Here is a 26,084-nt window from a genome sequence, read left to right as displayed (position 1 = left end):
TTTCGCGAACGGGTTGAAGGTGCCGTTGGGGCCGAACTTCTTCGCCACCACGGCATCGACCGCCGCGTCCATGTCCTTGTAGTAGGGCGGCCGGAAGGTCTCGAACTCGCCGTCGATTCCGATCGGCACAGGGAAGGCGTCAGGGTTCTTCGGGTTCGACTCGAAGCGAAAGCCGAGTCCGCAGCCGGTCGGTGTACCGCCCATGACCACCATGCTATTCATTCCGCCGTACAACCATCCGCCCAGGCCCAGCGCCTGCTCGGCCAGCAGTATGTTGTGGCCGATGAACGCGCCCTCGGCGCCGGCAGTGGCAAGCATCATCTGGCTCTCGAACATCGAGAGCGGCACGGGGGTGTTGACCCAGCCCTCGCGAATCCAGCGCTGGTCGATGCAGGGACGCATATTGTTGCGATCATCGACGATGTATTGGCCGAGGTCCGCCTGCAACATCACGGCATTGATCATTTCCTCGGTGATGTCGGTCACCGGCATGAACAGCGTGGTGCCGGGCATGTTCGCGTTCCAGAGATTGAATGACATGATCGCGCCGGTATTGCGCGGGACGTCGAGCCGGCCGTCGAACAGCTTGACGCGGTTCTGGCGCACGAAATCGAGCAGCCGATCGCGATCGCTCCTGGAGGCGACCTCCTGCAAATGCACCGGTTGCACGTCGCGCAACTTCATCAGGTAGACACCCTCGTCATTGGTATAGAAGAGTTCGGTGCCGTGATTCCCGCACGGGCTCGCCCAGGTGCGCCCCACGTGCTCGACCATCGTGTTGCACATCCCGTCCCAGTTCTGGACGGCATCGAGATTGTCCGGGCGCGGCGTGTGCGGCATGTCGGACAGGTTGAGGCCCGAGACCCCGGTGCCGGCCGCGATCAGGATCGCTTCCTCGACTTCATCGAGCGGCAGCGGCGGATGCTGCGACTTGTGCTTGTTGGGGCCCTCCTTGATCTCCATGCCCAAGCCGAAGCGGCGCGAGCGGCGGTTGAAGATTGCGTCGAAGAGCGGGAAGTTGAACGCCTCGTCGACCTGTTCGAGTTCCGACAGTTTGATTTCATCAGCCATGTCAATATCCTCCTGCGCTTGCCAACGCGCTTCAGTGCGGTTTCGGTGCCGGCGCGGGCGCGGCGGCTTGCGCGCCGGGCGCAAGCCGTCGGCGGCGATCTTCTTCTACCAGGCCGGCCAAATAGCGGAAGGCGAACAGCGCGGCGAAGTCGACTACCTTGGCGCTGACCTTCATTGTGCCCAGCATCGCCCGCAGCTCATCGACGCTGAGCATGGTCTTGGCCGACCAGACTCCCATCTTGCCGGTCATTACGAGTTCGCCGTCCTCTACCCCGACGTCCTCGATCGTCATATTGAAATTCCCGGCGCGCGATTTGATTCGCATCTTCCGATCTCCTCGTTTCAGCCGTAGCGGTAGGTCATGCCGAATCCGCCACTTGGGTATCGCCACGAGATATTTTGGAACGGGCAGATGATCCGGCAGGTGCCGCACTCGATACAGCTGCTCCAGTAAATCGTCGTGTGACCGTTGTCCTCGACTTTGTAGTTTTCAACCGGGCAGGTCACCGTGCAGGGTTTCTCGATGCATTTGAGGCAGACCCCCTGATCGATGATCTTCAGGTGCGGATTTCCTTCGTCCACCTTTATCACCAGGGTCGCGAGTTTGTCATCGCGGCCGAGCAACCTGGGCGGACCCAGGAAGTTCGCCAACCCGGTGGGATTGTCAATGTCGGATGGGCTTTTGACTTTCGCTGCCATTGCAACCGGTGCTCCTTTGCCGGTCTGCGCGCTTAGAACATGGCCGCCTTGGCGGCATCGAGAAGGTCCATGCCGAGGCTCATCAGCCCGAGTTCGGCGAGCACGTGGTCCGCGACCGCCATCTCAAGCGCGCGCTTGGGCACCTGCATCCCGTCATCGGTGGGCGCCACGGAAAACAGCTTGCGCGCGAGCTTGATGAATTCGTAGGGGTATTTGTTGAAGAACTGGGGATGGGTCTCGGCCATCCGCGTCAACCCCAGATAGCGATCGTAATCCTGCCACGCGAAGCTCTCGCGAAGCCGGCTCGGGTAGGACTCGAGCGCCTTGGCCGAAAAGTTGCCCGCCTTGTGCGCCTGGAGAATCGTCTCAGCCGCCATCACGCCCGAGGCCATCGCCATATTGGTGCCCTCGTGGAATAGCGGGTTCGCATTGACCAGCCCCGCGGCGCCGCCGATTACGACAATCCCGTCGCCCACGAAATGCGGCAGATCGTGCGGCGTCATCTCCGGAATCAGATGCGCCGAGTACTCCTCCGGCGTGGTGCCACGCAGCAGTCGGCGCACCACCGGATGCATCTTGAATTCGTTGAGCAGCTCGTCGGGCTGGACGCCCAGCGTTTTGAGCGCGCCAAGCGGGATCCCATAGCCCACCGAAATCGTGTCGCGGTTGGTGTAGAGGAATCCCGCCCCCATCGCGCCCCGCAGCGCGCCGCCGCCGAGATACTCGTACGCCGCGCCTTCATCGCCTTCCAGCGAAAAGCGATCCTCGATGACTTCGCGCGGCAGGGAGACCACCTCCTTGACGCCGAGGATCACCGAGAGCGGAAGCTCGCCGCGCAGCCCGGCCGACTGCGCGATCAGCGAATTGGCGCCGTCGGCGGCGATCACCACGTTGGCGAGCACCTCGCCACCCTCGCGCCGCGCGCGAACTCCCACCACCCGGCCTTCGCTGGCGATTACCTCGTCGACCACCGTCTGAGTGACCAGCACCGCGCCCGCCTCTTCGGCCTTCTTGGCCAGGTAGCGGTCGAATATCGCGCGCAGGGCCGTGAACGAATGGTTGTAATATGGAGGCTCGAAATCGAGGAACTTGAACGAGAGCGCAAGCTCATCGCTCTCTGAAAGCATCGAGAAACGCTTTTCGATGACGTGGCGCTCGACGCAGTTTGCTCCCGGAAAATCCGGGAAGTACTTGCTGAGCACGGTCGTGTAGAGCACACCACCGAACATCGCTTTTGAGCCGGGGTAGTCGCCGCGCTCGAACATGATCACTTCGAGCCCGCCCTTGGCGAGGATGTATGCGGCAATCGAAGCGCCCGGCCCGGCTCCAACGATCGCTACGTCACAGCGTTCGGCCATGCGGCCCCCGGCAGTTTTGCTGAGCACAACCGGAAATTGCAGCGCACCCAGCGGGTTACGACGGTCTAACGCTTAGCGCGGATGAGCCGATACGCGCAAACCGCGCCGCTAACCGAGCTATCGGGCGATCCACCCCAATCTTCTCCTTCTCCATCCACTGAACAATACGTTCGGAGTTGATTCCCGGCAGCGACAGCGGTGGCCATAGGCCTGCCAGCGTGGCAGTCTATGCCCATGCCTGACTACAGCTTGTTCGGAGACGAGCACGTCCGCCAGTACGAGGCGACCGGCGGTAAGATCGGCCACGATTGGAACAACACCAGTTGTCTGGTGCTGCACACGATCGGGCGGAAATCCGGCGAGACGAAAAAGTTCCCGCTGATCTACGGGCGCGACGGCAACAACTATCTGCTTGTCGCTTCGAAAGGCGGCGCGCCCGACCATCCCGGGTGGTACAAAAACCTGCTCGCCCACCCCGATGTGAAAATCCAGGTGTGGGACAAAGTGATTCCGGTCCGGGCGCGGACTGCGACGGCCGAAGAGAAGAAGCGGGTGTGGCCGATCATGACAGCGCAGTGGCCCGCGTATGACACGTACCAGGGCGGAACGAAACGCGACATCCCCGTGGTGATGCTCACGCCACGCTAAGTCGTCGAGCTGATCGTCGCGATCGGGCATTATGTGATGATGGCACGGTTCACCGAGCAAACGCGCACGGACCTCGATCCGCCGGCCGGTACATGGGTCATGGGTACGCTGCATCGCTGATTCGCGTCTTCACACCGCGCAGAATCGATCAGTATTACGAGCGGAACGATACCAGATTTGCTCCCACGCGTTTTTAAGAACAAAAGAATGAGAACTCGAACCTGCGTCCAGGTCGGTGCCCTGATGTTGGCGATCTGCTCCGCGTCGGCAAGAGCGCAACAAGTCGGATCCCATATTGGTTTCTTGCAGAGCGTCGCGACCGACCGCGATTTTCGGATCGGCGCGTTTCGTCACATGGAAAACGTCTTTCCAAATCGGGCGATCAGCCGAGGAGGGCCGGTATCCCAGATCCCGCGCGCCGAGCGCGCGCTCGACGTCAGCTATGAATTCGAGGGCCGGACGCGAACGCTCAACGACATCATGGAACGTACCAACACCACCGGACTGCTGGTCATCAAAAGCGGGAAAATCGTCTTTGAGAAGTACTATCTCGGCGCCGACGACAAGTCGCTGTTCACTTCGATGTCAGTCGCCAAGTCATTCACCTCGACTCTGGTTGGCCTCGCGATCGCGGACGGCAAGGTCACAAACGTCGATCGTCCCGTCACCGACTACATCCCGGAGCTGCACGGGTCAGGCTACGACGGCGTGTCGATCAAAAACATCCTCCAAATGTCGTCGGGGGTTAAATTCAACGAAGACTATGGCGGCCGCGACGACCTCTCTGACATGTGGCGTCGAACGATGGAGCAGAATTCACTGTCGCTCGATGATTACGCGCGATCGCTCGGACGCGAGGAAGCGCCCGGCCGCCGCTTCTACTATCGGAGCATCGACACCCAGGTGCTCGGATGGCTCGTGAGCCGCGTCACAGGCGAACATCCTGCCGACTATCTGTCGCGCAAGATCTGGCAGCCACTTGGAATGGAGCACGATGGGTCGTGGCTCACCGACGGCACCGGAATGGAAGCAACCTTCTGCTGCATACAGGCCACGCTGCGCGACTACGGGCGTTTTGGAATGCTCTTTCTGAACCACGGCAGGTCGAACGGAAGCCAGATCGTGCCGGCGCAATGGGTCGATGAAGCCACGACGCCAGGCTCGCCGCAGGTGCAGCCCGGCAAGCTCATTCCCGGCAGTCCGCTGGGGTATCAATTCCAGTGGTGGACGTTTCCGGGAGCTGAAGATCATGCATACTCAGCCGAAGGAGTGTTCTTTCAGTTCATATATGTGAACCCACGCGAGAACGTAGTGATTGTGAAGACCAGCGCCAACGACGGCTTCTGGGACCCAGGTAAGGAATCGGAAATTTACGCCGCCTACGATGCGATCACTTCCGCGTTGCACGGTCAGTGACCGGACCTCTTACACGCGATTCATCATACGATGATCGACGTGCGCAACGACCTCGCCGTTCTGATTGGTAAGCGTCGAACGTACCACGACAAATATCATCGTTCCGGTACGGCCGGTCTTTTCGTAAGTCTCCTTCACCCTGGATGACACACGGATCGAATCGCCGGCGCGAATCGGGGCGTCGAGTTCGATATCGATGCCAGCCATGAGGCCGCCGTGGCTGAACGCCGGGATCTGTTCGAGGACCTTGTCAACATAGCGAAAAGAGGCCACGAAGGCGGGCGGCGCGATGATGCCGCCGTAGGGACCCGCGGTGGCAGCGGCCGCATCGAGGTACAAAGGATTGTGGTCGCCGAGCGAAGCGCAAAAGCTCGCGATCCGCTCGGCAGTTACGATGAAAGACTCGTCAGCCTCGAAGCTGCGGCTCATGAAGTTCGATTTGTCTTCCGCCATTGCGACTCCGAGACCCGAGGGCGCGCGGCTCAACGCGAACGGAACTGCGGAATGATATCTTCGGCGAAAGCCTGGATATCCTCTTCGGCGGTCATCGGTGGATTGTGCATGAATATGAAGTGCGTGACGCCGGCCTCGATGAATCGCTCGATTTTATCCACGCACTCCTGTTTGCCGCCGATGATGATCCGATCGCGCGCCTTGTCCGGACTGGTCTGCGCCATCATCGCGACGATCGCGGCGAGCCTCTCCTCGCGCTGCTTGGGGGCCTTGTAGCACAACGAGAGCATCAGGGTCTTTTCGATTTCATCGGTATTGCGCCCGACCGTATCCCCGTGGCGCTCGATCACTGCGATGAGCCGTTTCATCTCATCCGCATCGGCGTTGCCCATGTTCCACATGTCGGCGTACTTCGCGACGATCTTGAGCAGCACCTTTTCACCGTGGCCGCCGATCATCAGGGGCAGATGCTTTTGCACCGGCTTTGGATTACAGACCGCATCGACCACGTTGTAATGCTTGCCCTTAAGCGTGGTCTTTTCCTGGGTGAACATCCCCTTGATGATCCGGCATGATTCGTCGAGCGCCTGGAGCCGGCCGCCGACGGTTTTGAAATCGATGCCGAAGCTCCGATGTTCCAGCTCGAACCATCCGGCGCCGAGCCCCAGGTTGAGCCTGCCACCGCTAACTTGATCGAGCGTCGCAGCCATCTTCGCCGTGAGGCACGGGTTGCGGTAGGTGTTGCCGTTGACCAACGCGCCGATACGCGCACGCTTGGTGTTCTGGCTGAGCGCGCCCAGCAGCGTCCAGCTTTCCATGCAAGGGCCGGTCGGGTCGGGCACGAAGATCGGATAGAAGTGATCGAACGCCCACAACGAGTCGTAGCCCCAGCCATCGGCCTTGCCCCAAAAGGTGCGCAATTGCTCCCATTCGATGTTCTGCTGTCCGGTCTGCACTCCAAAGCGAATCGGATGCTTGTTCACGCGGTTTCCTCCGTGATGGCTCTCGATGGCGTCGTGGTCGTGTAACGATTGGTTGCGCCCGCCGCAAATGATTCTAGCATTTCGCGCGAGCTATGCGGCTAGCTCGTCGAGCAGGGCGCTGGCGTCTTTCAGGCCGGCGGTGTCGAAGCGTTCGGTGAACCAGCGGGAAGATGCGGAAGAGTCCATCCTGCGTTTCCAGACTCACTTCAAGCGTCAGCCGGGAGCCAACGCATCGCACCACCCGGTTGGGAACCACGCGCCCTTCAGCGCATCAGGGCGGCGAAATCGCGAATCGGATCGTGGCCGTCCCAAACCCGCGCAAGGTCGCGAATCTTCATCATCATCGGGTAAATAGGTGGCTCCTTCGATTCCGAAATCTCGTAGAGGGGGCCGCCCGGCGCGGAATCAGTCGCGAAGTAGATGAAGCGGAGACCACTGCCGGGGATCGCTCCCTCGTGCGCCACTGACAGGCCGGAGCGGACGAGTTCCGGCACGGCGCGATCGTATTCTGCGCGCGTCATCCATGAGGAGACGTGCTGGAAGCCTTCGTGACCGGCGGCAAGGTAATCGCGATAGGCGCTTGGCTTGTCGTCGAGCTGTTGGATGATCTCCACCTGGAACTCGCCCGAAAAACCCAACGCGAGCGAGATTCGTGGCGGCGGGACAGGTTTGCCGCGATAGCGATAGTTGTCCGGCACAACCTCGCGCATCGTGAAGAAGGGGCCGACGCCGAGCGTGCGCGTCCAATAGTCGAGCGCTTTTTCGAGATCGCGTACGACGAACGCGATCTGCCGCATTTCTCCGAAAATCCGGCTCATGAACAGACCTCCTGTGGACCTGCAAAAAATGACAGTGCACGTTCGGCCGACTTGAATCAATGAGAAAACTCTGATTCACGACTATAGTATAAACATGGCGCAAGCGGCCGCGGATTGCGCTGCGCAGGACCAAAGCCATGAATGCGGAAAGTTTCCGGCAGGACGATATCGCTATAGTGGGCGTCATATACGACGGCCGCCTCGACATCGACGCGGTGCTTTCCGCTTGCGTGGATCTGTTGCGGCGCAACGGCGTCCGCGTCGCGGGACTGTTGCAGCGCTTCGGGGAGAGACTACCCGGCGGGAAGCGCAGCATGTACGTCGAGGATCTTTCAAGCGGCGAGCGGATCAGGCTCGATTTGCCGCGCGGACCCGAAGCGAGCGGTTGCGCCCTGGATCCCGACGGTCTGAATCGAGCTGCTTGTGCCCTCAGGGGTGCTATTGCGCAACGGCCCGACGTATTGATGGTCAATCGCTTCGGCAAGCAGGAGGCGGAGGGACACGGGATGCGCGCTGAGCTGGCCGAGGCCGTCAGCTCGGGGCTACCAACGGTGGTCGCAATTAACCAGTCGTTGTTGGGGGAGTGGGAAAAATTTCTCGGCGAACCCGGCCATCTTATACAGCCCGAGCCAACCGAGATCGTGAATTGGTGCCGCCAGCGGATCCGATCCGGGGACGCTATTCGCCGGACCTGATGAGTGCGCGGCTAGGACGTCAAATGCTGACGGTAGTCCCACGATAGTAATGCTGCAAGATTTCGGTGTAAGTCTTGCCTTCATTTGCCATAACTGCCGCGCCGATCTGACATAGGCCGACGCCATGTCCCCAGCCGGCTCCTATCAACACAAAGCGGCCGGGCTCCTTGTCTACGACGAATGCAGAGCTATACAGATGCGTGCGCGATAAAGCGCGGCGAATTTCCAGTTCTTTGCCGATGATGATGTAGTCGCGTTCCCCGGTGATCTTCAGCCGATATATTCGGCCTGAAGGTCCGCGCGCGAGCGCTTGCACGTCGCGAATCGGACCAAGATCCGCGCCGAGCCTGGATCCGATCAGATCGGCTAGTTCTTCGGGCGTGTAGGCGACCCGCCATCGATAAAAATCCCGGGTCTCCTGATCGAATCCCGGCAGAACGCGTGAGAGAAGCGCCGAGTCGTCCGTATTGCAGTAAGCCGGCGGGCTCGAGCGTATCCATGTCTCAGCACTGTCAGAGCGGGACTGCGCCGGACCGTCGCAGACAGATTCAAGATAGGGAATAGCTTCATCTTCCCAAGCGGTCGCATAGCGCTCGGTTATTCCGCCGCAGCATTTGGAAAATCGTGCGTCGCAGATGGCGCCGTGGTAACGGAGAAACTCGCCGGCCGTGGCGCGAACCGCTTCGGCTGCGGCTGGAGAGAATGCCTTCGTGATGCCCTGATAGCGTTGGCAGTGGTCGTCGGCACACACGTCGAAATCCGGATGCGCTTCGCGGCCGTACCAGCGAAGGATTTCGTGAGAATCGAGACGACGCCCGCTCCTGGAGCGAGCGGGATTTGCTTTGGGAAACCACAGCCAGCTGCGCGAAATCAGCGCGTGAGCTTTCAGCAGTTCGAGCGGGCATGACGCGCTCATCTCGGATGAAATCACGCTCGTGACGTAGTCTTCGAGCGGAACGTCATTGATCACCGTCATCCCGGCTTCGCGTTTCATCAGGCGAAAAGCCCCGCGGAATACCTGGCGCTCCATCCGTTCCCAATGAAAGCCGATTCCGATCGTGACGTCGTCGAGCGCAAACGCGCACGATGCCAGGTCCGACGGCGCGAGCGTAACTTCAGAAGTAAACCGGTAGCGCCCGGGGCGGTACGGCTTGCCGGAAGCATCGGTAAACGCACCCGTCAATTCGACTTCGGCAGCGGATTGTCCTTCGATCAGTCCTACCGATACGTTCAACACTCACTCTCCAGTTTGGCGGCGACTTGCTGAAACTGATCGTCAGGCAAAGTGACCTCCCGGAAAATTGCGGCGATGGCGTCACCCGTGACTTTTTCGAAATGCTGTGCCAGCGGCACAACAAATATTCCGCACAGATCAATCGATGCCGGACTGACCGTCAGTTCGCCCGTGTAAAAGACCGCTGGCCGATGTTTGCCGCGCGGGAACAGATATGCGACCCACTCCGCCGCCTCATGAAAGACCGCGATGTTGACCAGCGGCTCCGGCCGTTTGCCGGTCGCTTCCGCGAGCAGCTCGATGGCACGATCCATCCGATGGATCAAAGCAGATCGATCCCGGCCACGAAGCAGGAACACCTGTCTTGCGTAATTCGGAACAGTTACGCCAGTCAGTCCGGCGGTGTCCTTCTCGATCGGAAACAATCTTCGCGAGCCTGCCTGAAAGTGCATGTGGTCCGGCGCGGATGCTCCGCATTCCGGACCGTTATAGACGACGAAATATCCATCGAGGGCCGCAGCGATGTCGAGCATATTTCCGAACTGGTTCGCGATGCGCTGCGAGCCGTGTTCCCGGTGAGCGATGGTCAGGTGACGATCCACGATTGGAAACGGATTGCAGTAGATCGTGAAGTCCTCATCGAAGCGCAGACCCTCTTCCTCCGAAGGCAGATTGCCCGCGCATAGGAAGCAAGGGCGTCCGGCAACCGACTCGTGGTCGACGGGAGCCGTGGTGCTAGCCATGCGATGGGGAATGTGGCGGATGAAGATGTCGAACCAATCGATCCGTACCGGCCGAGTCCTAGCCCGCGCAAGGCCTTCAACGCCTTTGGCGAGCTGCGGCCATGCCCGCAGCTGGCGTGTGAACAGTTCTTCTACTTCGTGGATCATCGCCGCATTCGAGCCTGAATCTCGATAGTTCGCAGCCAGTCCTTGTATAGATCGTATCGATTCGCAACCTCGAGCGGCAGGGCGCTGTCGCTATTGCCTTCCCATCGGCGGCAAAGATAAAGGGACTCATAGATCCGGGCGATCTCATAGTCACGGCTGATGCGCAAGGCCACGGCGTAGTCCTCGCCGTAGCTGACATTGGGGAATCCTATGCGGCGCACAACGGCAGTATTGAATGCGCGCGGCGCGCCAAGACCATTGACACGGAGTGCATTGTTTCTTCCGTTGTCGCGACTCCACTCGCGATGATCGATTAGACCAGGCGGAATCTCGTTCAACGAAAAGTCGACCATCGTATAGGAGCCTATGACCATCGCAAAAGGACCAGCTTCAAGTTCCGCAACAATCCGGCGAAGGACACCGTCATTGAGGTATAGGTCGTCAGAATCAAGCTGGATGGCGTATTGTCCGCATTCCATCGAGTAAATCGCCTCGTTCCAGCATCCGCCGATTCCAAGGTCCCGGCTTTGGGGAACGATGTGCTTAAGGCGCGAATCGCCAATACCGCGCAGGATTTCCGTGGTCCGATCAGTCGAATGGTTATCGACGACGATTACATTGAATTCGAAATCAGCGCTCTGGACGAGGGCGCTTTGAACGGCGTCGAGAATTGTCCGCTCGCGACTGCGAACCGGTATGACGACGCTGGCCTTTACCGGAAATGTTTCCGCCGCGGCTGGGACGTTCTCGAAGTGCGGCTGCATCCAGGCGCCGATTCGTTTGAGATGCGCCGTCGCGATGCGCTCCATTTCGATTTGGTAATCGCGATTGCGCGGATCCACATAATCGAATTGCTTTTGACCCGCCGGCCGCGCATCAAGCATCGACGCGCTGTACAAAGGTTCGGGAATCCGCACGATAGGGTGCTTTTCCGAAATCCTTAACCGCAGGTCGTATAGCCCTCCCCATTTCCAGGTGCTGTCGATTCCCGACTGACGCGCAGCGTGAACCGACACAGCGACTACCGGGCCAAAGTCGAAACTGTCGCGGATGCTCCCGCTTTGATAGTCGATACGAGGATGGCCTACCGCGTCGGCATAAACCCAGCCGCCGCCGGTTTCACGTATGACCTGCGCCATTCGATCGAACATGCGCGGTCCGGGATCGATGCTTGCCCGCGGATCACCGAGAAAGAGGAGATCGGAATCGGCAGCGTCGAGAAGTCGCTGAATAGTCGCCGATGAGTAGTCCTTTGGATAGACGAGGTTCACGATTCTGGCTGACCGGATGCAGGGGGAAAGGCAACTTTATACCATATGTTGTGGTTATGAGACGGCCCTACCACCAAGGGTAGTTTCGTTCCGTCAAAAATTATTTCAGCACGAACCGGAGGGCGTCCGACTGCGAGCGGGCCACGCGAGTCTCGGGCATCCTGACAGTTGCGCATACCGTGAGCGTAGCACGCCGAGCGCATCGGTATCAGGCTGAAAAGTTCATCCCGAAAGCCGACCTGAAATCCGTAGCCGAACCAGGGCAGTCAGCTTAGTGACTTAATCCAACGCGGCGCGGCGCCGCTTGCGGCCGCACGAGAATTACGCCAGCCATCCTGTTTGCCTTGAGAAACTCGCTCAACTCCTGTTCCACGACAAAGCCTCGGGTGCGCGATGCGTGACGCATGAAAACTTTTTTGCCATCGCGCACGATGATTCCAGCATGAAACACATCGAGATGCTTGCGTGTGGACACAAAAAAAATCAGATCACCGCTTTGCATATATCGTTCGAGCCGTGGCACAGCCGGCTTCGGCACACATTTCAGGCGAGCCGGTTGCGGATCGAGTCCAAGTACAACATTCAGAACGCGTTCCATCCTGAGTATCGGGACAGCCGGCATCGAAACCGGCCTGATTATCCCTTCGCGTACATTGTTGCGAATCCACAGCGTCATATAGTGATTGCGCCGATCCCATTGAATGCGGCCTCGTTCATACCGAATCTTTCGCAGCCACCCGGTGAAGTCATCAACGCTGGAAGCGCGGGCGAGCGCCAGAATTGTTTCGAGGTAGGTGACACAGTCGAATCCATCGAGGGAAGCCGTGAACACTTCGACTGTGTCGGCCGATCCAATCAGCGGATTTGGTTGGTAGGGATGTCCAAGGAAGTGGCGGGAAAGAACATCCATTCGGCTAGCGGCGCACCGATCATGCCTCGTTTTCGATAGAAGCTGCTCGACGCGCCGGCGGCTGAGACCTCGTGGTTGCGGGTGCTTCATCAGGATTTCATAACTTCACGGCGGTCGAGACCTAGCGCTGGGGGCCTGGCGGCTCAAGCAGCAGGGCGAATCCATCGGGGTCATGAAAATCCGGTTTGCCGGCCGGATGGCGAAGCGCCCAGTACGAAAACCCATCGCTCGCCTCGATGACCGCCGAGAGCCCGACACGCAGCGAAGCACGCGGGTGAATGGCGGACAGGCAATCGAGCCTAACAAGGGCGTCAAGCTCAAGCCGACTGCCAGTAGAGCGCACGGCAATATCCGGGCGCATCGTTTCGCCGGCAACCGGCCCGCCGTCGCGATAGCCGCGGAAGGCGTAGACGGCCCACTCTCCCGACGGCGCGAAGTTGAACTCGTGGTACGCCGGATGGCCATCCACCGCGATGAAGGCCTCGAAGCAGGTGTGGCGCCAGAGCTCGGTAGCGATGCGCGGCGCGCCCGGCGCAGAGACCAGGATGCGGGGAATATCTCCGTCGAGGCGGAAGGTCATCTGGAGTTCAGCGCCGGCCGAGCGGCGAACGAGCACCGCAATGGCGCGCACCGTCTCAGGGCGTGTCGACGGGTAGCACGTGAGGTCGATCCAGTGTTCGACAGTCATGACCAAAAATCTATCTTCCAGCATCTTATAGTGCTATGCGGAAGGGGCCGGACCAGAAGGAGAATCGATGCAGGACAAAACAGTATACGAGCAACTCGCGGAGAAGCTGGAGATCGCCGGGCGGAAATCGAAAATGGTTCCGCGCATCCTCGAAAAGCTGCTTGACGAGACCGAAGCGAGGCTGGTTCTCGCCGCCGCGCCGCCGGCTACGGTTGAAGAACTATCGGCGAAAACGGGCATCGATGCGGCCAAAATCGAGGCGATGATCGAGCCGTTGTTCCGCAAAGGCATCCTGTTCAAATCCAGGAAACCCGACGGCATTCGTTACTACCGCGTGCGCCAGGTCCTGCAGATGCACGACTCCACCGCGGTCATGAACGATCCGCCGGCCGGCATGCTCGAAATGTGGAAAGAATACACGCGCACCGAGTGGCCCGAGGAATCCAGGGTGTTTCAAGCGCCGGTGCTGCGGGTGGTTCCGATCAACGTGAGTATCGAACCGAATGCACAAATCCTGGTCTCTGACGATGTCCGCAATCTGATTAACCAGGCTCGGAACATCGCGGTTGCCAAATGCTCATGCCGGGCGATCGACGGCTCCTGCGGACAGCCGGTGGAGGTGTGCCTGCAGCTCGATCGCGCAGCCGATTACTCGATCGAGCGCGGTACCGGCCGCAAGCTCGGCACCGAGGAAGCCATCCGCATGCTGGAGATGTGCGAGGACCAGGGCCTGGTGCACGTCGCCGAGAACAAGCAAGGCGTCGGGCACGTGATCTGCAACTGCTGCAGCGACTGCTGCATCAACTGGACCGCGATGAGAACCGGCGTGGGGAAATTCGCATCGCCCAGCCGCTTCCGCGCTGCGATCGACAGCGAAGAGTGCAACGGATGCGAGAAGTGCATCGACCGATGCATCTTCGACGCGCTGACGATGACGGACGACGGCAGCTATGCCACGGTCGACGAGGAGAAGTGCATGGGCTGCGGCGTGTGCAGGCCGGTTTGCATCCTCGACGCGATCGCGATGCAGGTGGTCAGGCCCCAGGATTTCGTTCCCGCGTAACGAGCCGCGATCGGGGTTCGGCGCGGCCGTCGCGGATCCGAAAGCACCATGCACGAGTTGCAGATCACCGAGCGCATCCTGGATGTCGTTCTCAAGCACGCCAGCGGGCAGGAGGTGAGCAAAGTCGTGCGCATCCACTTGAGGATCGGCGCGCTGTCCGACCTCGAGGATGAGTGGATCCAGCATTACTTTGACTACCTGAGCCGTGGCACTGTGGCCGAGAACGCGCAGCTTGCGATCACGCGGACAGGCGCAATCCTGTGCTGCAAGTCGTGCTCCTGCTCCTTCGAAGTCACGCGGGAAGAGTTGGGGCGCGCGCATTGTCCCGATTGCGGCGAGACGGGTCTGGAATTGGTCGCCGGCCGCGAGTACGTGATCGAGAACATGGAGGTCCTATGAGCGACGCCGTCAGGCTGATCGAGATCAAGGAAGAGATTCACGCCGACAACCAACGGGTCGCGCAAGGCCTGCGACGGCAACTCGAGGAAAAGAAAACCTTCCTGCTCAACGTGATGTCTTCGCCCGGCGCCGGCAAGACCAGCACTATTCTCAGGACCATTGAGGCGCTTCGCGACCGCTTCCGAATCGGCGTGCTGGAAGCCGATATCGACTCGATGGTCGATGCGGAGCTGATCGCCGCGCAAGGCATCAGCGCCGTGCAGTTGCGGACCGGGGGCTTCTGTCACCTCGACGCCGCGATGGTGGCCAAGGGCCTCGACGCGCTGGACCTCGACGCGCTCGATGTCGTGCTCATCGAGAACGTCGGCAACCTGGTTTGCCCGGCGGAGTTCGACACCGGCGCGGTGAAGAACGTGATGATCCTGAGCGTACCGGAAGGAGACGACAAGCCGCTGAAGTACCCGTTGATGTTCACCGTGAGCGATGCGCTGCTGGTCAACAAAATCGACTACCTGCCGTTTTCGGATTTCAACCTGGAGGCGATGCGGGAACGGGTGCTGAGGCTCAACCCGCATATCGAGATCTTCGAGATCTCGGCGAAGACCGGCCAGGGCGTCGAGCAGTGGGCCGCCTGGCTGAGCCGCGAAGCGAGCAGCTTCATCGCGCCGGCATCCGGCGCTGCGCGGCCGAGGATCGGAAAGTTCCTCAACGCTTCGCGCTGCTAGAGTTGAGCGGCGCCAGCATCTGTGCCGGCGCGAATCGTTACTTCTCGAACGATGGGCCCGCGAAGTCTCCCGGGATGACCGGCGCCGGACCGGAATTCTGTCCGAAGATTGCGCCGCCTGCGGTCAAGCCGCCATCGACGACCATCGCGGTGCCAGTTATCCACTCGGAATCGTCGCTGGCCAGGAACAGCGCCATCGCCGCGATGTCTTGCGGATGCCCCGCGCGCGGAATCGCCTGGACCAGCGCGAGGAACTGCTCCGCCACCGGCTCACCGCCGGGCACGTGGTTATTTATCAGCGGAGTATTGACGCCGCCCGGACAGATACAGTTGACGCGAATCCGATCTTTGCCGACTTCAAGAGCGACCGAGCGCGTCAGATTGATGACCGCCGCTTTCGCCGCGCTGTAGGCGTGCGGCCCCGCGCCGCCGCGAAGACCCGCGACCGACGCGGTCGAGATAATCGATCCACCGCCGAGCTTGCGCATCTCAGGAATCGCGAACTTCATTCCGAGAAAAACCGAGCGCAGCAATACCGCCAGGCTCTTGTCCCAATTCTCGACGGTGGTCTCGTCGATCGGCCCGACCGCGCCGCCAAGCCCGGCATTGTTATACATGATGTCGAGGCGGCCGAATTCCTTGACCGCGCGAGCGACGGCAGCCTTGACGTCCGCTTCTGCTGAAACGTCGGTTTTCTGAAAGACCGCGCGGCCGCCGTTCTCCTTGCAATCGCGAACCGCAGCCTCACCGCCTTCGACGTTCAAATCGGCGATCACTACCGCGGCGCCTTCGCCCGCGAACCGAATCGCAGTGCCCCGGCCAATTCCACTCGCCGCGCCGGTGATCACTGCGACTTTACCATCAAGTTTGCCCATCGTGGTGTCTCCTCTCACTTTTGCTCTTCGAGGCCCCGGACGTACGCCTTCATCGCGTCGATCGCCCAGTCGGTCGTCATCAGATCCATGAACAGGTTACGTTCGAGCTTAAGGCCGTCGGCTATCGGCGTCTGCGTTGCCGATCGCGCCAGGCGCTTGATGTGGGCCATCGCACGCGGAGACTGGGCCGCGAGCTGACCCGCCACTTCCATCGCTCGTTCCAGGGCCTTGCCATTCGCCAGCTCATTAACGACACCGAAGGCGGCCGCTTCGCGTGGCGTCAATCGTCGCCCAAGCAGCATCAACTCGAGCGCGCGTGCGGTGCCGATTACGCGCGGCAGGCGCTGCGTGCCTCCTCCGCCCGGCAAGATACCAACCGTCACTTCCGGGAGCCCCAGCTGATATGGGCCGTCTTCGACAATGCGAATATCGCAGCAGAGCGCGAATTCCAGTCCGCCGCCCATGCAGTTGCCATTGATCGCGGCGATGGCCGGCTTGGGCATCGCCTCGACGCGGTTGCAAGCCTTATCGAGTGAAAAGCTCTGTGGCTCGCTGCGCTCGTCGAACCTGACTCCACTGGCTCGCAGTTGCTCGGCGATCGATACCAGTTCCTGGACCGAGTAGTGCTGGATGAAAACCCCGGGCGACCCGCCGGTGAAGACCACCGCGCGGACGCTTTGATCGGATTCGATCTCGCGCGTGACCGCATCGAGTTCGTCTCCGGTCTGCGCGGTGAGATAAATCATCTCAGGCGTGCCGATCGTCACCAAGGCGATCCCCTGGTTCTTTACCATTTTTATGTGCTGCATTGGTTACTCCTCGCGCTGGTCGCTGATGCACCTCTGCCTCATAACACGATTTGCCGGTTCGCTCGATGATCGGGAATGACTCGTTTGCAGAGAGCAGTACGCATCATCTCAAAACCTGGTCCGGCCCAAATTCCTTCGCAAATCCAGACGGCCTCGCATAGCCTGAGGGGCGCGGAGGATCAAAGGTCATGAACGCTGAAGAGTTCCATCGGACGCGGAAATTCGCAGACACATCGTTTGGCCGTATCGCTTATGTCGAGCGCGGCTCGGGGCCGGCGGCGCTGTTCATCCACGGCTTTCCGCTCAACGGTTTCGCGTGGCGCGACTTGATTGGCGAACTCGGGATGGTACGGCGATGTATCGCGCCGGACTTGATGGCCTTTGGCTACACGGAAGTGGCGGGCGAGCAGGACCTGTCGTTCGCAGCGCAGGCGGAGATGATTGCGGCCTTTCTGGATGCGCTCGAGGTCGACAGGGTCGACTTGGTCGGCAATGACAGCGGAGGCGGCGTGAGCCAGATGCTTACGGCGAATCATCCGGCGCGGGTGCGCACGCTAACCCTCACCAATTGCGAGGTGCACGACCTTTGGCCCAACCGCATGCTGCAACAGCTCTTCGACCAGCTTCGGCAGCCAGGCGCGCTCGCGGCGCTGAAGATAGTAATCGATAATCCCGCGGCCGCGCGAGGTGCCTTTGGCGCCGCCTACGAGGATCCAGGCAAAATCCCCGACGAAGTGTTTCGAACCTACCTCGAACCGGTGCTCGCCACTGCGCAGCGCGCAGATCTGCTGCGGCGATTCCTACGGGCCGCGGAGACCGATCGCGAGCAGCTGATTTCCGCGGCGCCACGGCTGAAACAGCTGCGCGTGCCGATCCAGGTAATCTGGGGCGATGCGGACCTGTTCTTCGACGTTGAGCCCTCGCTGAACTGGCTTCGGCAGAATCTTCCGACGCTAAGCAAGGTGACGGTGGTACCTCAGGCAAAGCTGTTCTTTCCCGAAGAACATCCCAAGCTGGTGTGCGAGTTACTGGAACAGTTCTGGCGATCCGATCCGTAAGGCCGGCGACACCACGGCGGACCATACCAAAACTATGGACTTTTCGCCGCTTTGGGAGCTTTTAGTAGCCACAGGCAATCTCGAGCTGCGACGACGGCGTTTCATGAGAGCGATCCGAGCATCAAAAGTGAGTGTGAAAAGCTGGACCGAGAGGCCCAATCAACTCAGGAGGCTACTATGGCCAGCATCGACTACGAAGTGGAGCTGAGCGACGCAGAGCGAGCCGCTCGCGAGACGGTTCACAGATTTGCCGAGACGGTCATGCGGCCCGCGGGCGTGGCGCTCGACGCGATGGCGGACCCCCGAGACGTCATCGCCAAGGACTCCATCCTCTGGGAGGTGTTCGAGAAACACCGCGCGCTGGGCCTCGACGATCTCACGGCTCCCAACAGCGACCTGGCGCCCGCACAGCAGGCGAGACTGCGCTGCATCATCAGCGAAGAGCTGGGCTGGGGCGATGCGGGGCTGGCAATCAGCTTCGGCGTCGCCGGCTTCCCGCGGATGATGGCCCAGATGTCCGGGAAGCCCGAGCTGGTCGAGCGCTTCAGCGCCGACGACTGCATCGGCTGCTGGGCGGGCACCGAGCCGGACCACGGCAGCGACCTGATCTATTACATGAACCGGCAGGACGTCGAGCAGCCGGGCCGGCCCAACTGTATCGCGCGCAAGGACGGCGACTCCTTCGTGCTCAGCGGACAGAAGGCGGCCTGGGTCTCCAACGGGACGATAGCCAAGGCGGCCGCGATGTTCTGTGCCGTCGACATGGGTGACGGGAAACGGGCAGACGCCGGGTTCCTGGTGCCGCTCGATGTCCCCGGCGTGTCGAAGGGCAAGCCGCTGAACAAGATCGGACAGCGCGCGCTGAATCAGGGAGAGATCTTCTTCGACCACGTGCGCATCCCTGCCGAGTACATGGTGATCCCGCCGGATGCATACGGGTTCGCGACCGAGATCATCCTGAGCAACGCGAACGGGGGGATGGGCTCGATCTTCGTCGGCGTGGCGCAGGCCGCGCTCGACCTGGCGGTCGGCTACGCCAAGCAGCGCGTGCAGGGGGGAGTGCCGATCTTCCAGCACCAGAACGTGAAGATGCGCCTGTTCAAGATGTTCCGGCAGGTCCACGCAGCCAGGGCACTGAGCCGGCAGGTGACGCTCTACAACTCGATCAACGTACCCCCGCAGCTGCACCTGGCAGTCGCTTCGAAGGTCACGTCGACGAACACGGCCTTCGAGGTGGCGAGCAGCGCGCTGCAAATCTTCGGGGGCAACGGGCTCTCCCGCGAGTACCCGATCGAGAAGCTGCTGCGCGACGCCCGCGCTTCGATGATCGAGGACGGCTGCAACGATCTCCTGAGCCTGGTAGCCGCTGAGAGCCTGTGAGTGGGCGAGTCAACTACATGGAAGCCGTAAGTGCGCAGCGCGCATGAACCCCGAAACATCTTTACTAAATCAACGGAGGAGCAAATGACGGATCCATTTCCACGCGAGGTATACGTGGCGGGCGTCGGGATGACGGCGTTCGGCCGCCACGAGGGCAAACACGTCGCCGAACTCGGACAGCAGGCGGTGAAAGCGGCGCTGGCTGACGCCGGCCTCGATTACGCCGCCGTCGAAATCGCCTACTGCGGACATGTGCAGCAGGGCGTGACCGCCGGCCAGAAGGTGCTGTACGGCGTCGGCATGACCGGCATCCCGATCTTCAACGTCGAGAACGCGTGCGCCAGCGGCACCAGCGCCCTGCGCGCCGCCGCGATGGCGGTTGGGTTCGGGATCGCCAAGGTGGCGCTGGCGGTCGGCTTCGAAGTGATGGGGCGCGGCGCCATTCCCACGGGGGGCGACGAGCGGCTCGAAGCGCTGGCACGCGCGGGGGCGCCGGCGATGCCCTCGATGTTCGCCAGCCTGTTTCAGCAGCACTCGCAACGCTACGGCACCACCGTCGAGCAGATGGCCATGGTGTCGGTGAAGAACCGCAGGTACGGCGCGATGAATCCGCGGGCGCAATTCCATGACCCGGTCGGGATCGATGACGTGATGCGATCGCGGGTAGTCGCGCCGCCGTTGCGCTTGATGATGTGCTGCCCGACGAGTTCGGGCGCGGCAGCCGCAGTGATCACCAGTGGTGACGTCGCGCGCGCGACGCGCCGCCCAATCCGCATGGTAGCCTCCGCGCTGCAATCCGACCCGGCGCTCAACGGCGCCGATTCGCTCGCCGGCATCACCGAGATCAACAGCCGGGTGATGCGCGCCGCGTACGAGCAGGCAGGGATCGGGCCCGATCAGCTCGACTGCGCCGAGGTACACGACTGTTTTTCCATCGCGGAGATCATCCACTACGAGAATCTCGGCCTGTGTGCGCGCGGCGAGGGTGGCCGCTTTATCGAGCAGGGAATGGCCAAGGCGCGCGTCCACGTCAGCACCAGCGGCGGCCTGCTGGCCAAAGGACATCCGCTGGGCGCTACCGGGATCGCGCAAGCCGTCGAGGCGGTCGAGCAGATGCGCGGTGAATCCGGTGAGCGGCAGGTATCGAACGCCCGCATCGCGCTCACCCATTGCCAGGGCTTCGGCGGCGCGGCCGGGGTTCACATCTTCGCCGCGTAAATGAGGTCACATGGAAGCAACGATACGCTCGAAGGAGCAAGCATGAGATCAGTTTTGCTACCGGGGCGGCGATGATGGGCGAGAATTACTGGCAGTGGGATTCGTGCAAGTGGGGCACGCACCGGGTCAATTGCTTGCCGGGCAGCTGCCCGTTTCGCGTCTACATGCGCGACGGCAGGGTCGTGCGCGAAGAGATTTCCTGCACCCTTCCCGGGTTCGAGGATCCCGACTTCCGCCTGCCCGACAGCAATCCGCGCGGATGTCAGAAGGGCTACCAGCATTCGCGCTCGATGTACGGCCCCGACCGGCTGCTGTATCCGATGAAGCGCAAGGGGGAACGGGGCAGCGGCCAATGGGAGAGGATTTCATGGGAACAGGCGTTCGAGGAGATCGGCGCCAAGCTAGCCGATATCATCGAGCGTTACGGACCGCAGTCGATCGTGGGTGACGGCGGCACCAACGGCCCCGGAGCGTTGCGCGGCGGCGGCGAAGGTTCGATGCCGGGCTTCGTCGGACGTCTGGGCGGCGTCAGCCTTGACGTCAACTTCCTCATCGGCGACTTCAACCCCGGCCAATATCTCAGCTTCGGCCAATCCCAGCACAGTCCGGGAATGGAGAACTATTTTGTTGCCGACACGCTACTGATCACTCAGGGCAACCCGGTTTACTCGATGATCTCCGAAATCCACTACACGCTGGAGGCGCGTTATCGCGGAGCGAAGGTCGTGGCAATCCTGCCTGACAAGAATCCGAGCGCGCAGTTTGCCGACATGTGGCTGCCGATCAACTGGTCGGCGGACCCGGCGCTGTGGCTTGGCGTCGCCAAGATCCTGATCGACCGCGGGTGGATCGACACGGAGTTCGTCAAGGAGCAGACCGACGCTCCGGTGCTTGTGCGCAGCGATAACGGCGCCTTTCTGCGGGAATCGGACCTGCGCGAAGGCGGCGACGCCGAGCAGTTCTTCATACTCGACAGCGCCAGCGGCGAACTCGAGCCGCTGCCCAAGGGCACGCTCGCGATGGCATGCGATTACGCGCTCGAGGCCGAACTCAATGTGACTCTGAAGGACGGCAGGCAGCTTGCCGTGACAACCGTCTTTTCGATCCTCAAGCGACGAGTGGCGGAATACACGCCGGAGAAGGTCCAGGAAATCTCAGGGATTCATCCCGAGCAGCTCACCAAACTGGCGGAACTGGTCAAGCCGCCCCGCAAGGTGTTCTTTGCTTCGATTGCCAACGCGGGAAAGCTTTACCATGGCGATCTGCTCGAACGCTCGTACTGCTACATCCTGGCCCTGACCGGCAACGTCGGCAAACCCGGCACAGGTATTCTGGGCTGGTCGGCGGGCACGGAAGCCGTCGCCGGTTCGGCCTTCGTCGGCGCGATGCCGCAGCAGTTGCTGGAGGCGCCCGACCCGATCATGACGGCGATCGACCTCTCGCAGAAGCTGCAAGAGAATTACCGCACGCACTTCAAAATGGATCCGACGATGCCGCCGGCCGAGGCGGCGCTGGGCGTGATGCGCGAGGGGATGCGGTCGTCGGGCACGCTGGGGCCGCCGGTCTTCCTGTGGCTTTACCACGCCGGCTACAGCGAGGTGTGGGACAAGCACCTTGACGATCCGAACGCGCCGCGCAAGATCAGCGAATATGCCCAGCAAGCGGTGGCCAACGGATGGTGGAAGGGGTTCGAGCGCCCGGCGCGCGACGTCCCACCCAGGGCGATGCTGGTTTCGGGAGGGAATCCGCTGCGACGGCATCGCGGCGGCATGAACACCTATCTCAAGAACCTGTGGTTGAAACTGGAACTTGCGGTGGTGGCCGATTCCCGCTGGAGCACGAGCGGGCTTTACGCGGACTACGTGCTGCCGGCCGCGTCGTTCTACGAGTACGCGGAAATGCGCCTCTCGCTTCCGGTAAGCCGCCTGACTGCTTTTACGGACCAGAGTGTGCCGATGCTCGGTGAGTCGAAGACCGACCGCCAGATCGTACTGGGGCTGCTGCAGCAGGTTCAGGCTAACCTGCTGGCGCGCGGAGTCGAGCGCTACAAATCCGGCGGCGGGGAAATCGTCGTGCGCGAGCTCGAGTGGCGTGCCACGTCCGGCAATCGGTACGGCGACAGCAACCAGGACGAAGAACGACTTTTGGACGACACCTATCGCGCCATGGGACAGATGGGATGGTTCACGAGCGTGGACGGGGAAGATCTGAACCTGGCCAACCTGCGCAAGAACGGCATGGCATGGCTTAGCGGCCGGCCCAGCTGGCATGCGAGCGTGGTGCAGAACGCCGACATGGTACCGGGGCAAATCCATGCGCCGTTCCGCGACCAGGTGGAGCGCAAGGTCCCCTATTCAACCACCACGCGCAGGATACAATTCTACATCGATCATCCGTGGTTCGTCGAAGCGGACGAGCACCTGGTGCGCTACAAGCAACCGCCTAACATCGGTGGCTCGCAACCGGTGCGACTTACGGGTGGCCATCTGCGCTGGAGTATCCATTCCAACTGGGTCGTGTCCGAAGAGATGCTCAAGCTGCATCGCGGAGAGCCTTTCGCCTTCGTCAATGATGAAGCTGCCAAGGCCAGGGGAATCGCCGAGCACGACTACATCCGCGTCTTTAACGATTACGGATCGTTCATCGTCAGGGCGAAGCTGAGCGCGTGCACGCGGCCCGACCAGCTCGTGATTTACCACGCCTGGGAGCCCTATCAGTACCCGAACTGGATGCCACATGACGGGATTGAGCCGGGTCCTCCCAAGGGCCTGCACTTTGCCGGCGGCTACCGTCACTTCGAGTACACGCTGTGGAATTGGGCGCCGTCGCAGTCTGACCGGCAGACCAACGTCGACTTCGAAAAGGCCGATCAATTCGGGTAACAAGCGACAGACGGCGATGGTCGGCGAGCCGGACCCGCGATGCGACCTATATGCCTACGCCTTAGACTCTGCGGCAGTTGAGAATCCCTGTGTCGGCTTCGCGACAGCGTCTGACTATGAATCGGTTTTCGCCGCAGTGGAAATTTAATTGAAACAAGTCCCGCCTCCCGCATCGGTTCCCATTCAGTCCTCGAAGCAATCGCAAGAGCGCCGGCTCATCTTGCTCGCCTACTCATGTATGTTGGTCCAAGGAATCAATGCCGGCTGGATGGGCCCTTTTCTTCCCGAGATTTCGCACGTCGTACAGGTACCGATCGACAACGCGGGCTTAATCGTCAGCGCCACCGCCGCCGGCTTTCTGGCCGCGTTGCTCGCCGCTGGCGAGACGAGCCATCGATGGAGTGCGCAGAACACCCTCACTGCCTCGATGCTTCTGGTGAGCGGCGGGCTGTTCGGTCTCAGCATTGCTTCCGCGCTGCCGGGCCTGCTATGCGCTGCGTTCGTAGCCGGGCTTGGCTACGGCGCCGTCGAGGTCGCCAGCAATGCGATGGTCGTCGATCTGAATCGCGATCGGCTGGCCGCGGCGCTCAATTATCTTCATCTGATGTTCGGCGTAGGGGCTTTGCTGGGACCAATCATCGCGGGCTTCGCGCTCTCGAACCATCTCCGCTACTCGATCGTGTTCGGCGCCGGCGCGGCATTTTCGGCGTTGATCGTTATCCTGCTCATCACCACTCCCACCATCGAGACCCGCATGATTGCCGTGCGTGGCGACGGATTCATCCCAATGCTGACGCGCCCGCTGATCTGGGTTGTCGGGGCGGTCCTGTTTCTCTACGTCGGCACCGAAACCGGGATCGGAGCGTGGCTGTTCTTATATCTTCGCACCGCCGGCGCGCTCAGTGTGGCCCTTGCCTCATGGGGCGTGTCACTTTACTGGGCCGGTCTCATCGGGGGACGCTTGATTGGTGGACGCCTTGCCCACCACATTCCTGCGCGAGAATTCACGATGCTGGCAGCCGCGGTCTCTGCCGCGGCCCTGGTCGTTTTGATCGCGGCGCCCACGATACGGGTTCTCGCCGCGCCGATGATCGTTCTGATTGGACTGGGTTATGGCCCGATATTCCCGAACATGATTGCGGTCGGCGCGGCGCGCTTTCCTTCAGAAGTCGGACGGATGACGTCGATCGTCGTCGCAGGCGGCGCACTGGGCGGAATATTCGTCCCATGGATCATGGGCCATGCGATCGTGGTGGCAAGTCCGCGCGCCGCCATGGAATTCGCGCTCGGCATCACCGCCTTGATGGCGCTGATCTCCATCGCCGGACTCCGCGCCCGCCGCCAGCCGTAGCGGGTAAGTCGGTTGATGTACGGTTGTGGCTACTCAAAACCTGAACCGTGAGGTATTGATGATGCAGCCCGCCAAGGGTGCGAATGACCGCGATGCTGCCGAGCTGTAGAGTACGGCGCGAGGCTTCAAGGAGAGGAAGGATAAAGGCGTGACCATCGAGGCGGTGATTTGGGATTTAGGCGGCGTTTTCACGAGCTCCCCGTTCGAGGCCTTCAACCGCTTTGAGGCTCAACGCGGCCTGCCCAGGGACCTCATCCGGACCGTCAACACCACTAATCCCGATTCCAACGCCTGGGCGCTGTTCGAGCGTGGCGAAATCGATGGCGCCGGCTTTGACCGGAAATTTTTGGAGGAAACGACCGCGCTCGGTCACCCGGTGCGCGGAGCCGAAGTTTTGCCCCTGCTTTCCGGCGAGGTGCGGCCGCGGATGGTCGAGGCGCTGACCATCTGCAAGCAGCGTTTCAAGGTCGGTTGCATCACCAACAACATGGTCCATGGTCACGGACCAGCCATGGCGACAAACCCCGAGAGCGCCTCGCGCGGCGGCGGGATCATGCAGCACTTCGACGCAATCATCGAAAGCTCGAAGGTCGGCGTGCGAAAACCCGACCCGAGGATCTACCTGATGATGTGCGAGCAGCTTCGAGTAGAGGCCAAGGCTTGCGTCTACCTGGACGACCTGGGAATCAACTGCAAGGCAGCGGCGCAGCTTGGGATGGTGGCGATCAAGGTGGTAAGCGAGCCCCAGGCTTTGGCCGACCTCGAAGGCGCGACCGGACTGAGCTTCCCAAAAAATTAGAATCGCTTCTGATCGCTCCCGGTCGCTGATGATTGTCCTACGCCGCAGGTCCCTGTCGCGGTTGCGGCGCGCGGCGCATCATCGGCTGAGCAACCCCGCGTCGATCACGAACTGGGAGCCCGTGATGAATCGCGCCTGCTGCGAGGAGAGAAAGACCACCGCAGCAGCCACGTCTTCGGGCTCGATCCACGGCACCGGGAGGAGATTGCCGGCGGAGCGCTCGGCGATTTCCAGCGGCGTACTCCCCTCGAGCGACGCCAGGCCGTCATTCATTGGCGTGTTCACGCCGGTGGGATGAATCGAAACCACGCGAATTTTGTGCGGCGCCAGTTCGATCGCCCACGACTTCGTCAATCCGACCAGTCCCCACTTGGAGGCGGCATAGTGACTTA

General features: G+C 61.3%; 27 protein-coding genes. 12 read left to right on the top strand and 15 right to left on the bottom strand.

Features of this window, described 5'->3' with window-relative positions:
* The 4 genes from ABSB13_RS11135 to ABSB13_RS11120 form a co-directional block, all read right to left on the bottom strand.
* A partial coding sequence (locus ABSB13_RS11135) for a hypothetical protein (RefSeq protein ID WP_428108259.1) occupies positions 1 to 1,071 on the bottom strand: 1,071 nt, incomplete at its 3' end.
* Between the two features lie 31 nt (positions 1,072 to 1,102).
* On the bottom strand, positions 1,103 to 1,396 hold the full coding sequence (locus ABSB13_RS11130; protein ID WP_428108257.1) for a hypothetical protein: 294 nt from the start codon (positions 1,394 to 1,396) through the stop codon (positions 1,103 to 1,105).
* Between the two features lie 17 nt (positions 1,397 to 1,413).
* Complete coding sequence (locus ABSB13_RS11125; RefSeq protein ID WP_428108256.1) at positions 1,414 to 1,770, bottom strand: ferredoxin family protein; 357 nt, start codon at positions 1,768 to 1,770, stop codon at positions 1,414 to 1,416.
* A gap of 32 nt (positions 1,771 to 1,802) precedes the next feature.
* Complete coding sequence (locus tag ABSB13_RS11120) at positions 1,803 to 3,128, bottom strand: FAD-dependent oxidoreductase (RefSeq protein ID WP_428108253.1); 1,326 nt, start codon at positions 3,126 to 3,128, stop codon at positions 1,803 to 1,805.
* 234 nt (positions 3,129 to 3,362) lie between these two features.
* Here ABSB13_RS11120 and ABSB13_RS11115 point away from each other — a divergent pair, with 234 nt between their 5' ends.
* Both ABSB13_RS11115 and ABSB13_RS11110 read left to right on the top strand, forming a co-directional pair.
* On the top strand, positions 3,363 to 3,776 hold the full coding sequence (locus ABSB13_RS11115; protein ID WP_428108251.1) for a nitroreductase family deazaflavin-dependent oxidoreductase: 414 nt from the start codon (positions 3,363 to 3,365) through the stop codon (positions 3,774 to 3,776).
* A 207-nt stretch (positions 3,777 to 3,983) separates the two neighbouring features.
* On the top strand, positions 3,984 to 5,192 hold the full coding sequence (locus ABSB13_RS11110; protein WP_428108248.1) for a serine hydrolase domain-containing protein: 1,209 nt from the start codon (positions 3,984 to 3,986) through the stop codon (positions 5,190 to 5,192).
* 9 nt (positions 5,193 to 5,201) lie between these two features.
* On the opposite strand, the gene ABSB13_RS11105 is transcribed toward ABSB13_RS11110, so the two are convergent.
* The 3 genes from ABSB13_RS11105 to ABSB13_RS11095 form a co-directional block, all read right to left on the bottom strand.
* A complete protein-coding gene (locus tag ABSB13_RS11105) occupies positions 5,202 to 5,645 on the bottom strand; it encodes a MaoC family dehydratase (RefSeq protein WP_428108245.1) in 444 nt (147 codons plus the stop codon).
* Positions 5,646 to 5,674: 29 nt separating this feature from the next.
* The gene (locus ABSB13_RS11100) at positions 5,675 to 6,628 is read right to left on the bottom strand and encodes a TIGR03560 family F420-dependent LLM class oxidoreductase (RefSeq protein ID WP_428108242.1); all 954 of its coding nucleotides are present in this window, start codon (positions 6,626 to 6,628) and stop codon (positions 5,675 to 5,677) included.
* Between the two features lie 263 nt (positions 6,629 to 6,891).
* Positions 6,892 to 7,446, bottom strand: a complete 555-nt coding sequence (locus tag ABSB13_RS11095; protein WP_428108239.1) for a VOC family protein — start codon at positions 7,444 to 7,446, stop codon at positions 6,892 to 6,894.
* 137 nt (positions 7,447 to 7,583) lie between these two features.
* Between ABSB13_RS11095 and ABSB13_RS11090 the strand changes: the two genes are divergently transcribed.
* Positions 7,584 to 8,141: a DUF2478 domain-containing protein gene (locus ABSB13_RS11090; RefSeq protein ID WP_428108236.1), complete on the top strand. Its 558-nt coding sequence runs from the start codon at positions 7,584 to 7,586 to the stop codon at positions 8,139 to 8,141.
* A gap of 19 nt (positions 8,142 to 8,160) precedes the next feature.
* Here the strand turns inward: ABSB13_RS11090 and ABSB13_RS11085 are convergent, their stop codons facing one another.
* The 5 genes from ABSB13_RS11085 to ABSB13_RS11065 form a co-directional block, all read right to left on the bottom strand.
* Positions 8,161 to 9,375, bottom strand: coding sequence for a SpoIID/LytB domain-containing protein (locus ABSB13_RS11085; RefSeq protein WP_428108233.1), 1,215 nt, complete (start codon positions 9,373 to 9,375; stop codon positions 8,161 to 8,163).
* A complete protein-coding gene (locus tag ABSB13_RS11080) occupies positions 9,372 to 10,265 on the bottom strand; it encodes a DUF4922 domain-containing protein (RefSeq protein ID WP_428108231.1) in 894 nt (297 codons plus the stop codon). Before ABSB13_RS11080 ends, ABSB13_RS11085 begins: the two co-directional genes overlap by 4 nt.
* Positions 10,262 to 11,536 carry a glycosyltransferase family 2 protein gene (locus ABSB13_RS11075; RefSeq protein WP_428108228.1) on the bottom strand — a complete coding sequence of 425 codons (1,275 nt, stop codon included), beginning with the start codon at positions 11,534 to 11,536 and terminating at the stop codon, positions 10,262 to 10,264. The genes ABSB13_RS11080 and ABSB13_RS11075 overlap by 4 nt, the downstream gene beginning before the upstream one ends.
* Before the next feature lie 271 nt (positions 11,537 to 11,807).
* The gene (locus tag ABSB13_RS11070) at positions 11,808 to 12,446 is read right to left on the bottom strand and encodes an N-acetylmuramoyl-L-alanine amidase-like domain-containing protein (RefSeq protein ID WP_428108225.1); all 639 of its coding nucleotides are present in this window, start codon (positions 12,444 to 12,446) and stop codon (positions 11,808 to 11,810) included.
* 121 nt (positions 12,447 to 12,567) lie between these two features.
* Positions 12,568 to 13,158, bottom strand: a complete 591-nt coding sequence (locus tag ABSB13_RS11065; protein WP_428108222.1) for a DOMON-like domain-containing protein — start codon at positions 13,156 to 13,158, stop codon at positions 12,568 to 12,570.
* Between the two features lie 43 nt (positions 13,159 to 13,201).
* On the opposite strand from ABSB13_RS11065, the gene ABSB13_RS11060 reads away from it, so the two are divergent.
* Genes ABSB13_RS11060 through hypB form a run of 3 tightly spaced genes read left to right on the top strand, consistent with a single transcriptional unit; the run spans position 13,202 to position 15,321 of the window.
* The gene (locus ABSB13_RS11060) at positions 13,202 to 14,197 is read left to right on the top strand and encodes a 4Fe-4S binding protein (protein ID WP_428108220.1); all 996 of its coding nucleotides are present in this window, start codon (positions 13,202 to 13,204) and stop codon (positions 14,195 to 14,197) included.
* A 48-nt stretch (positions 14,198 to 14,245) separates the two neighbouring features.
* Positions 14,246 to 14,596, top strand: coding sequence for a hydrogenase maturation nickel metallochaperone HypA (locus ABSB13_RS11055; RefSeq protein ID WP_428108217.1), 351 nt, complete (start codon positions 14,246 to 14,248; stop codon positions 14,594 to 14,596).
* Positions 14,593 to 15,321, top strand: a complete 729-nt coding sequence (hypB, locus tag ABSB13_RS11050) for a hydrogenase nickel incorporation protein HypB (RefSeq protein WP_428108214.1) — start codon at positions 14,593 to 14,595, stop codon at positions 15,319 to 15,321. Before ABSB13_RS11055 ends, hypB begins: the two co-directional genes overlap by 4 nt.
* A 37-nt stretch (positions 15,322 to 15,358) precedes the next feature.
* On the opposite strand, the gene ABSB13_RS11045 is transcribed toward hypB, so the two are convergent.
* Positions 15,359 to 16,195, bottom strand: coding sequence for an SDR family NAD(P)-dependent oxidoreductase (locus tag ABSB13_RS11045; RefSeq protein WP_428108211.1), 837 nt, complete (start codon positions 16,193 to 16,195; stop codon positions 15,359 to 15,361).
* 14 nt (positions 16,196 to 16,209) lie between these two features.
* On the bottom strand, positions 16,210 to 17,004 hold the full coding sequence (locus ABSB13_RS11040; protein WP_428108208.1) for an enoyl-CoA hydratase/isomerase family protein: 795 nt from the start codon (positions 17,002 to 17,004) through the stop codon (positions 16,210 to 16,212).
* A 188-nt stretch (positions 17,005 to 17,192) separates the two neighbouring features.
* Here ABSB13_RS11040 and ABSB13_RS11035 point away from each other — a divergent pair, with 188 nt between their 5' ends.
* The 6 genes from ABSB13_RS11035 to ABSB13_RS11010 all read left to right on the top strand — a co-directional run bounded on the left by ABSB13_RS11035 (position 17,193) and on the right by ABSB13_RS11010 (position 25,692).
* Positions 17,193 to 18,062 (top strand): alpha/beta fold hydrolase, encoded by an 870-nt coding sequence (locus ABSB13_RS11035; protein ID WP_428108206.1) that lies wholly within the window; start codon positions 17,193 to 17,195, stop codon positions 18,060 to 18,062.
* 177 nt (positions 18,063 to 18,239) lie between these two features.
* Entirely contained in the window at positions 18,240 to 19,442 is a 1,203-nt protein-coding gene (locus ABSB13_RS11030) for an acyl-CoA dehydrogenase family protein (RefSeq protein ID WP_428108204.1), read from the top strand.
* An 84-nt stretch (positions 19,443 to 19,526) separates the two neighbouring features.
* Positions 19,527 to 20,660, top strand: a complete 1,134-nt coding sequence (locus tag ABSB13_RS11025) for a thiolase C-terminal domain-containing protein (protein WP_428108201.1) — start codon at positions 19,527 to 19,529, stop codon at positions 20,658 to 20,660.
* A gap of 71 nt (positions 20,661 to 20,731) precedes the next feature.
* Positions 20,732 to 23,542, top strand: coding sequence for a molybdopterin-dependent oxidoreductase (locus tag ABSB13_RS11020; protein ID WP_428108199.1), 2,811 nt, complete (start codon positions 20,732 to 20,734; stop codon positions 23,540 to 23,542).
* 238 nt (positions 23,543 to 23,780) lie between these two features.
* The gene (locus tag ABSB13_RS11015) at positions 23,781 to 24,893 is read left to right on the top strand and encodes an MFS transporter (RefSeq protein WP_428108262.1); all 1,113 of its coding nucleotides are present in this window, start codon (positions 23,781 to 23,783) and stop codon (positions 24,891 to 24,893) included.
* A 148-nt stretch (positions 24,894 to 25,041) separates the two neighbouring features.
* Entirely contained in the window at positions 25,042 to 25,692 is a 651-nt protein-coding gene (locus ABSB13_RS11010) for an HAD-IA family hydrolase (RefSeq protein ID WP_428108196.1), read from the top strand.
* Positions 25,693 to 25,770: 78 nt separating this feature from the next.
* Here ABSB13_RS11010 and ABSB13_RS11005 read toward each other — a convergent pair.
* Positions 25,771 to 26,084 (bottom strand): SDR family oxidoreductase (locus ABSB13_RS11005; RefSeq protein ID WP_428108193.1); only part of this gene is annotated, 314 nt, incomplete at its 5' end.

This window comes from Binatus sp. (SeqCode) (assembly GCF_050013435.1).
In the GTDB taxonomy this organism is placed as follows: Bacteria; Desulfobacterota; Binatia; order Binatales; family Binataceae; genus Binatus.
This window is presented reverse-complemented; position numbering and strand designations above follow the sequence as displayed.

What these genes read in the sequence shown, in the direction of transcription:
- ABSB13_RS11130 (WP_428108257.1), bottom strand. Translation starts at nt 1,396, where the DNA reads ATGCGAATCAAATCGCGCGCCGGGAATTTCAATATGACGATCGAGGAC.
- ABSB13_RS11055 (WP_428108217.1), top strand. Translation starts at nt 14,246, where the DNA reads ATGCACGAGTTGCAGATCACCGAGCGCATCCTGGATGTCGTTCTCAAG.
- ABSB13_RS11025 (WP_428108201.1), top strand. Translation starts at nt 19,527, where the DNA reads ATGACGGATCCATTTCCACGCGAGGTATACGTGGCGGGCGTCGGGATG.
- ABSB13_RS11120 (WP_428108253.1), bottom strand. Translation starts at nt 3,128, where the DNA reads ATGGCCGAACGCTGTGACGTAGCGATCGTTGGAGCCGGGCCGGGCGCT.
- hypB (WP_428108214.1), top strand. Translation starts at nt 14,593, where the DNA reads ATGAGCGACGCCGTCAGGCTGATCGAGATCAAGGAAGAGATTCACGCC.
- ABSB13_RS11045 (WP_428108211.1), bottom strand. Translation starts at nt 16,195, where the DNA reads ATGGGCAAACTTGATGGTAAAGTCGCAGTGATCACCGGCGCGGCGAGT.
- ABSB13_RS11110 (WP_428108248.1), top strand. Translation starts at nt 3,984, where the DNA reads ATGAGAACTCGAACCTGCGTCCAGGTCGGTGCCCTGATGTTGGCGATC.
- ABSB13_RS11105 (WP_428108245.1), bottom strand. Translation starts at nt 5,645, where the DNA reads ATGGCGGAAGACAAATCGAACTTCATGAGCCGCAGCTTCGAGGCTGAC.
- ABSB13_RS11095 (WP_428108239.1), bottom strand. Translation starts at nt 7,446, where the DNA reads ATGAGCCGGATTTTCGGAGAAATGCGGCAGATCGCGTTCGTCGTACGC.
- ABSB13_RS11040 (WP_428108208.1), bottom strand. Translation starts at nt 17,004, where the DNA reads ATGCAGCACATAAAAATGGTAAAGAACCAGGGGATCGCCTTGGTGACG.
- ABSB13_RS11080 (WP_428108231.1), bottom strand. Translation starts at nt 10,265, where the DNA reads ATGATCCACGAAGTAGAAGAACTGTTCACACGCCAGCTGCGGGCATGG.
- ABSB13_RS11030 (WP_428108204.1), top strand. Translation starts at nt 18,240, where the DNA reads ATGGCCAGCATCGACTACGAAGTGGAGCTGAGCGACGCAGAGCGAGCC.
- ABSB13_RS11090 (WP_428108236.1), top strand. Translation starts at nt 7,584, where the DNA reads ATGAATGCGGAAAGTTTCCGGCAGGACGATATCGCTATAGTGGGCGTC.
- ABSB13_RS11065 (WP_428108222.1), bottom strand. Translation starts at nt 13,158, where the DNA reads ATGCTGGAAGATAGATTTTTGGTCATGACTGTCGAACACTGGATCGAC.
- ABSB13_RS11060 (WP_428108220.1), top strand. Translation starts at nt 13,202, where the DNA reads ATGCAGGACAAAACAGTATACGAGCAACTCGCGGAGAAGCTGGAGATC.
- ABSB13_RS11070 (WP_428108225.1), bottom strand. Translation starts at nt 12,446, where the DNA reads ATGGATGTTCTTTCCCGCCACTTCCTTGGACATCCCTACCAACCAAAT.
- ABSB13_RS11035 (WP_428108206.1), top strand. Translation starts at nt 17,193, where the DNA reads ATGAACGCTGAAGAGTTCCATCGGACGCGGAAATTCGCAGACACATCG.
- ABSB13_RS11115 (WP_428108251.1), top strand. Translation starts at nt 3,363, where the DNA reads ATGCCTGACTACAGCTTGTTCGGAGACGAGCACGTCCGCCAGTACGAG.
- ABSB13_RS11125 (WP_428108256.1), bottom strand. Translation starts at nt 1,770, where the DNA reads ATGGCAGCGAAAGTCAAAAGCCCATCCGACATTGACAATCCCACCGGG.
- ABSB13_RS11020 (WP_428108199.1), top strand. Translation starts at nt 20,732, where the DNA reads ATGATGGGCGAGAATTACTGGCAGTGGGATTCGTGCAAGTGGGGCACG.
- ABSB13_RS11015 (WP_428108262.1), top strand. Translation starts at nt 23,781, where the DNA reads ATGTTGGTCCAAGGAATCAATGCCGGCTGGATGGGCCCTTTTCTTCCC.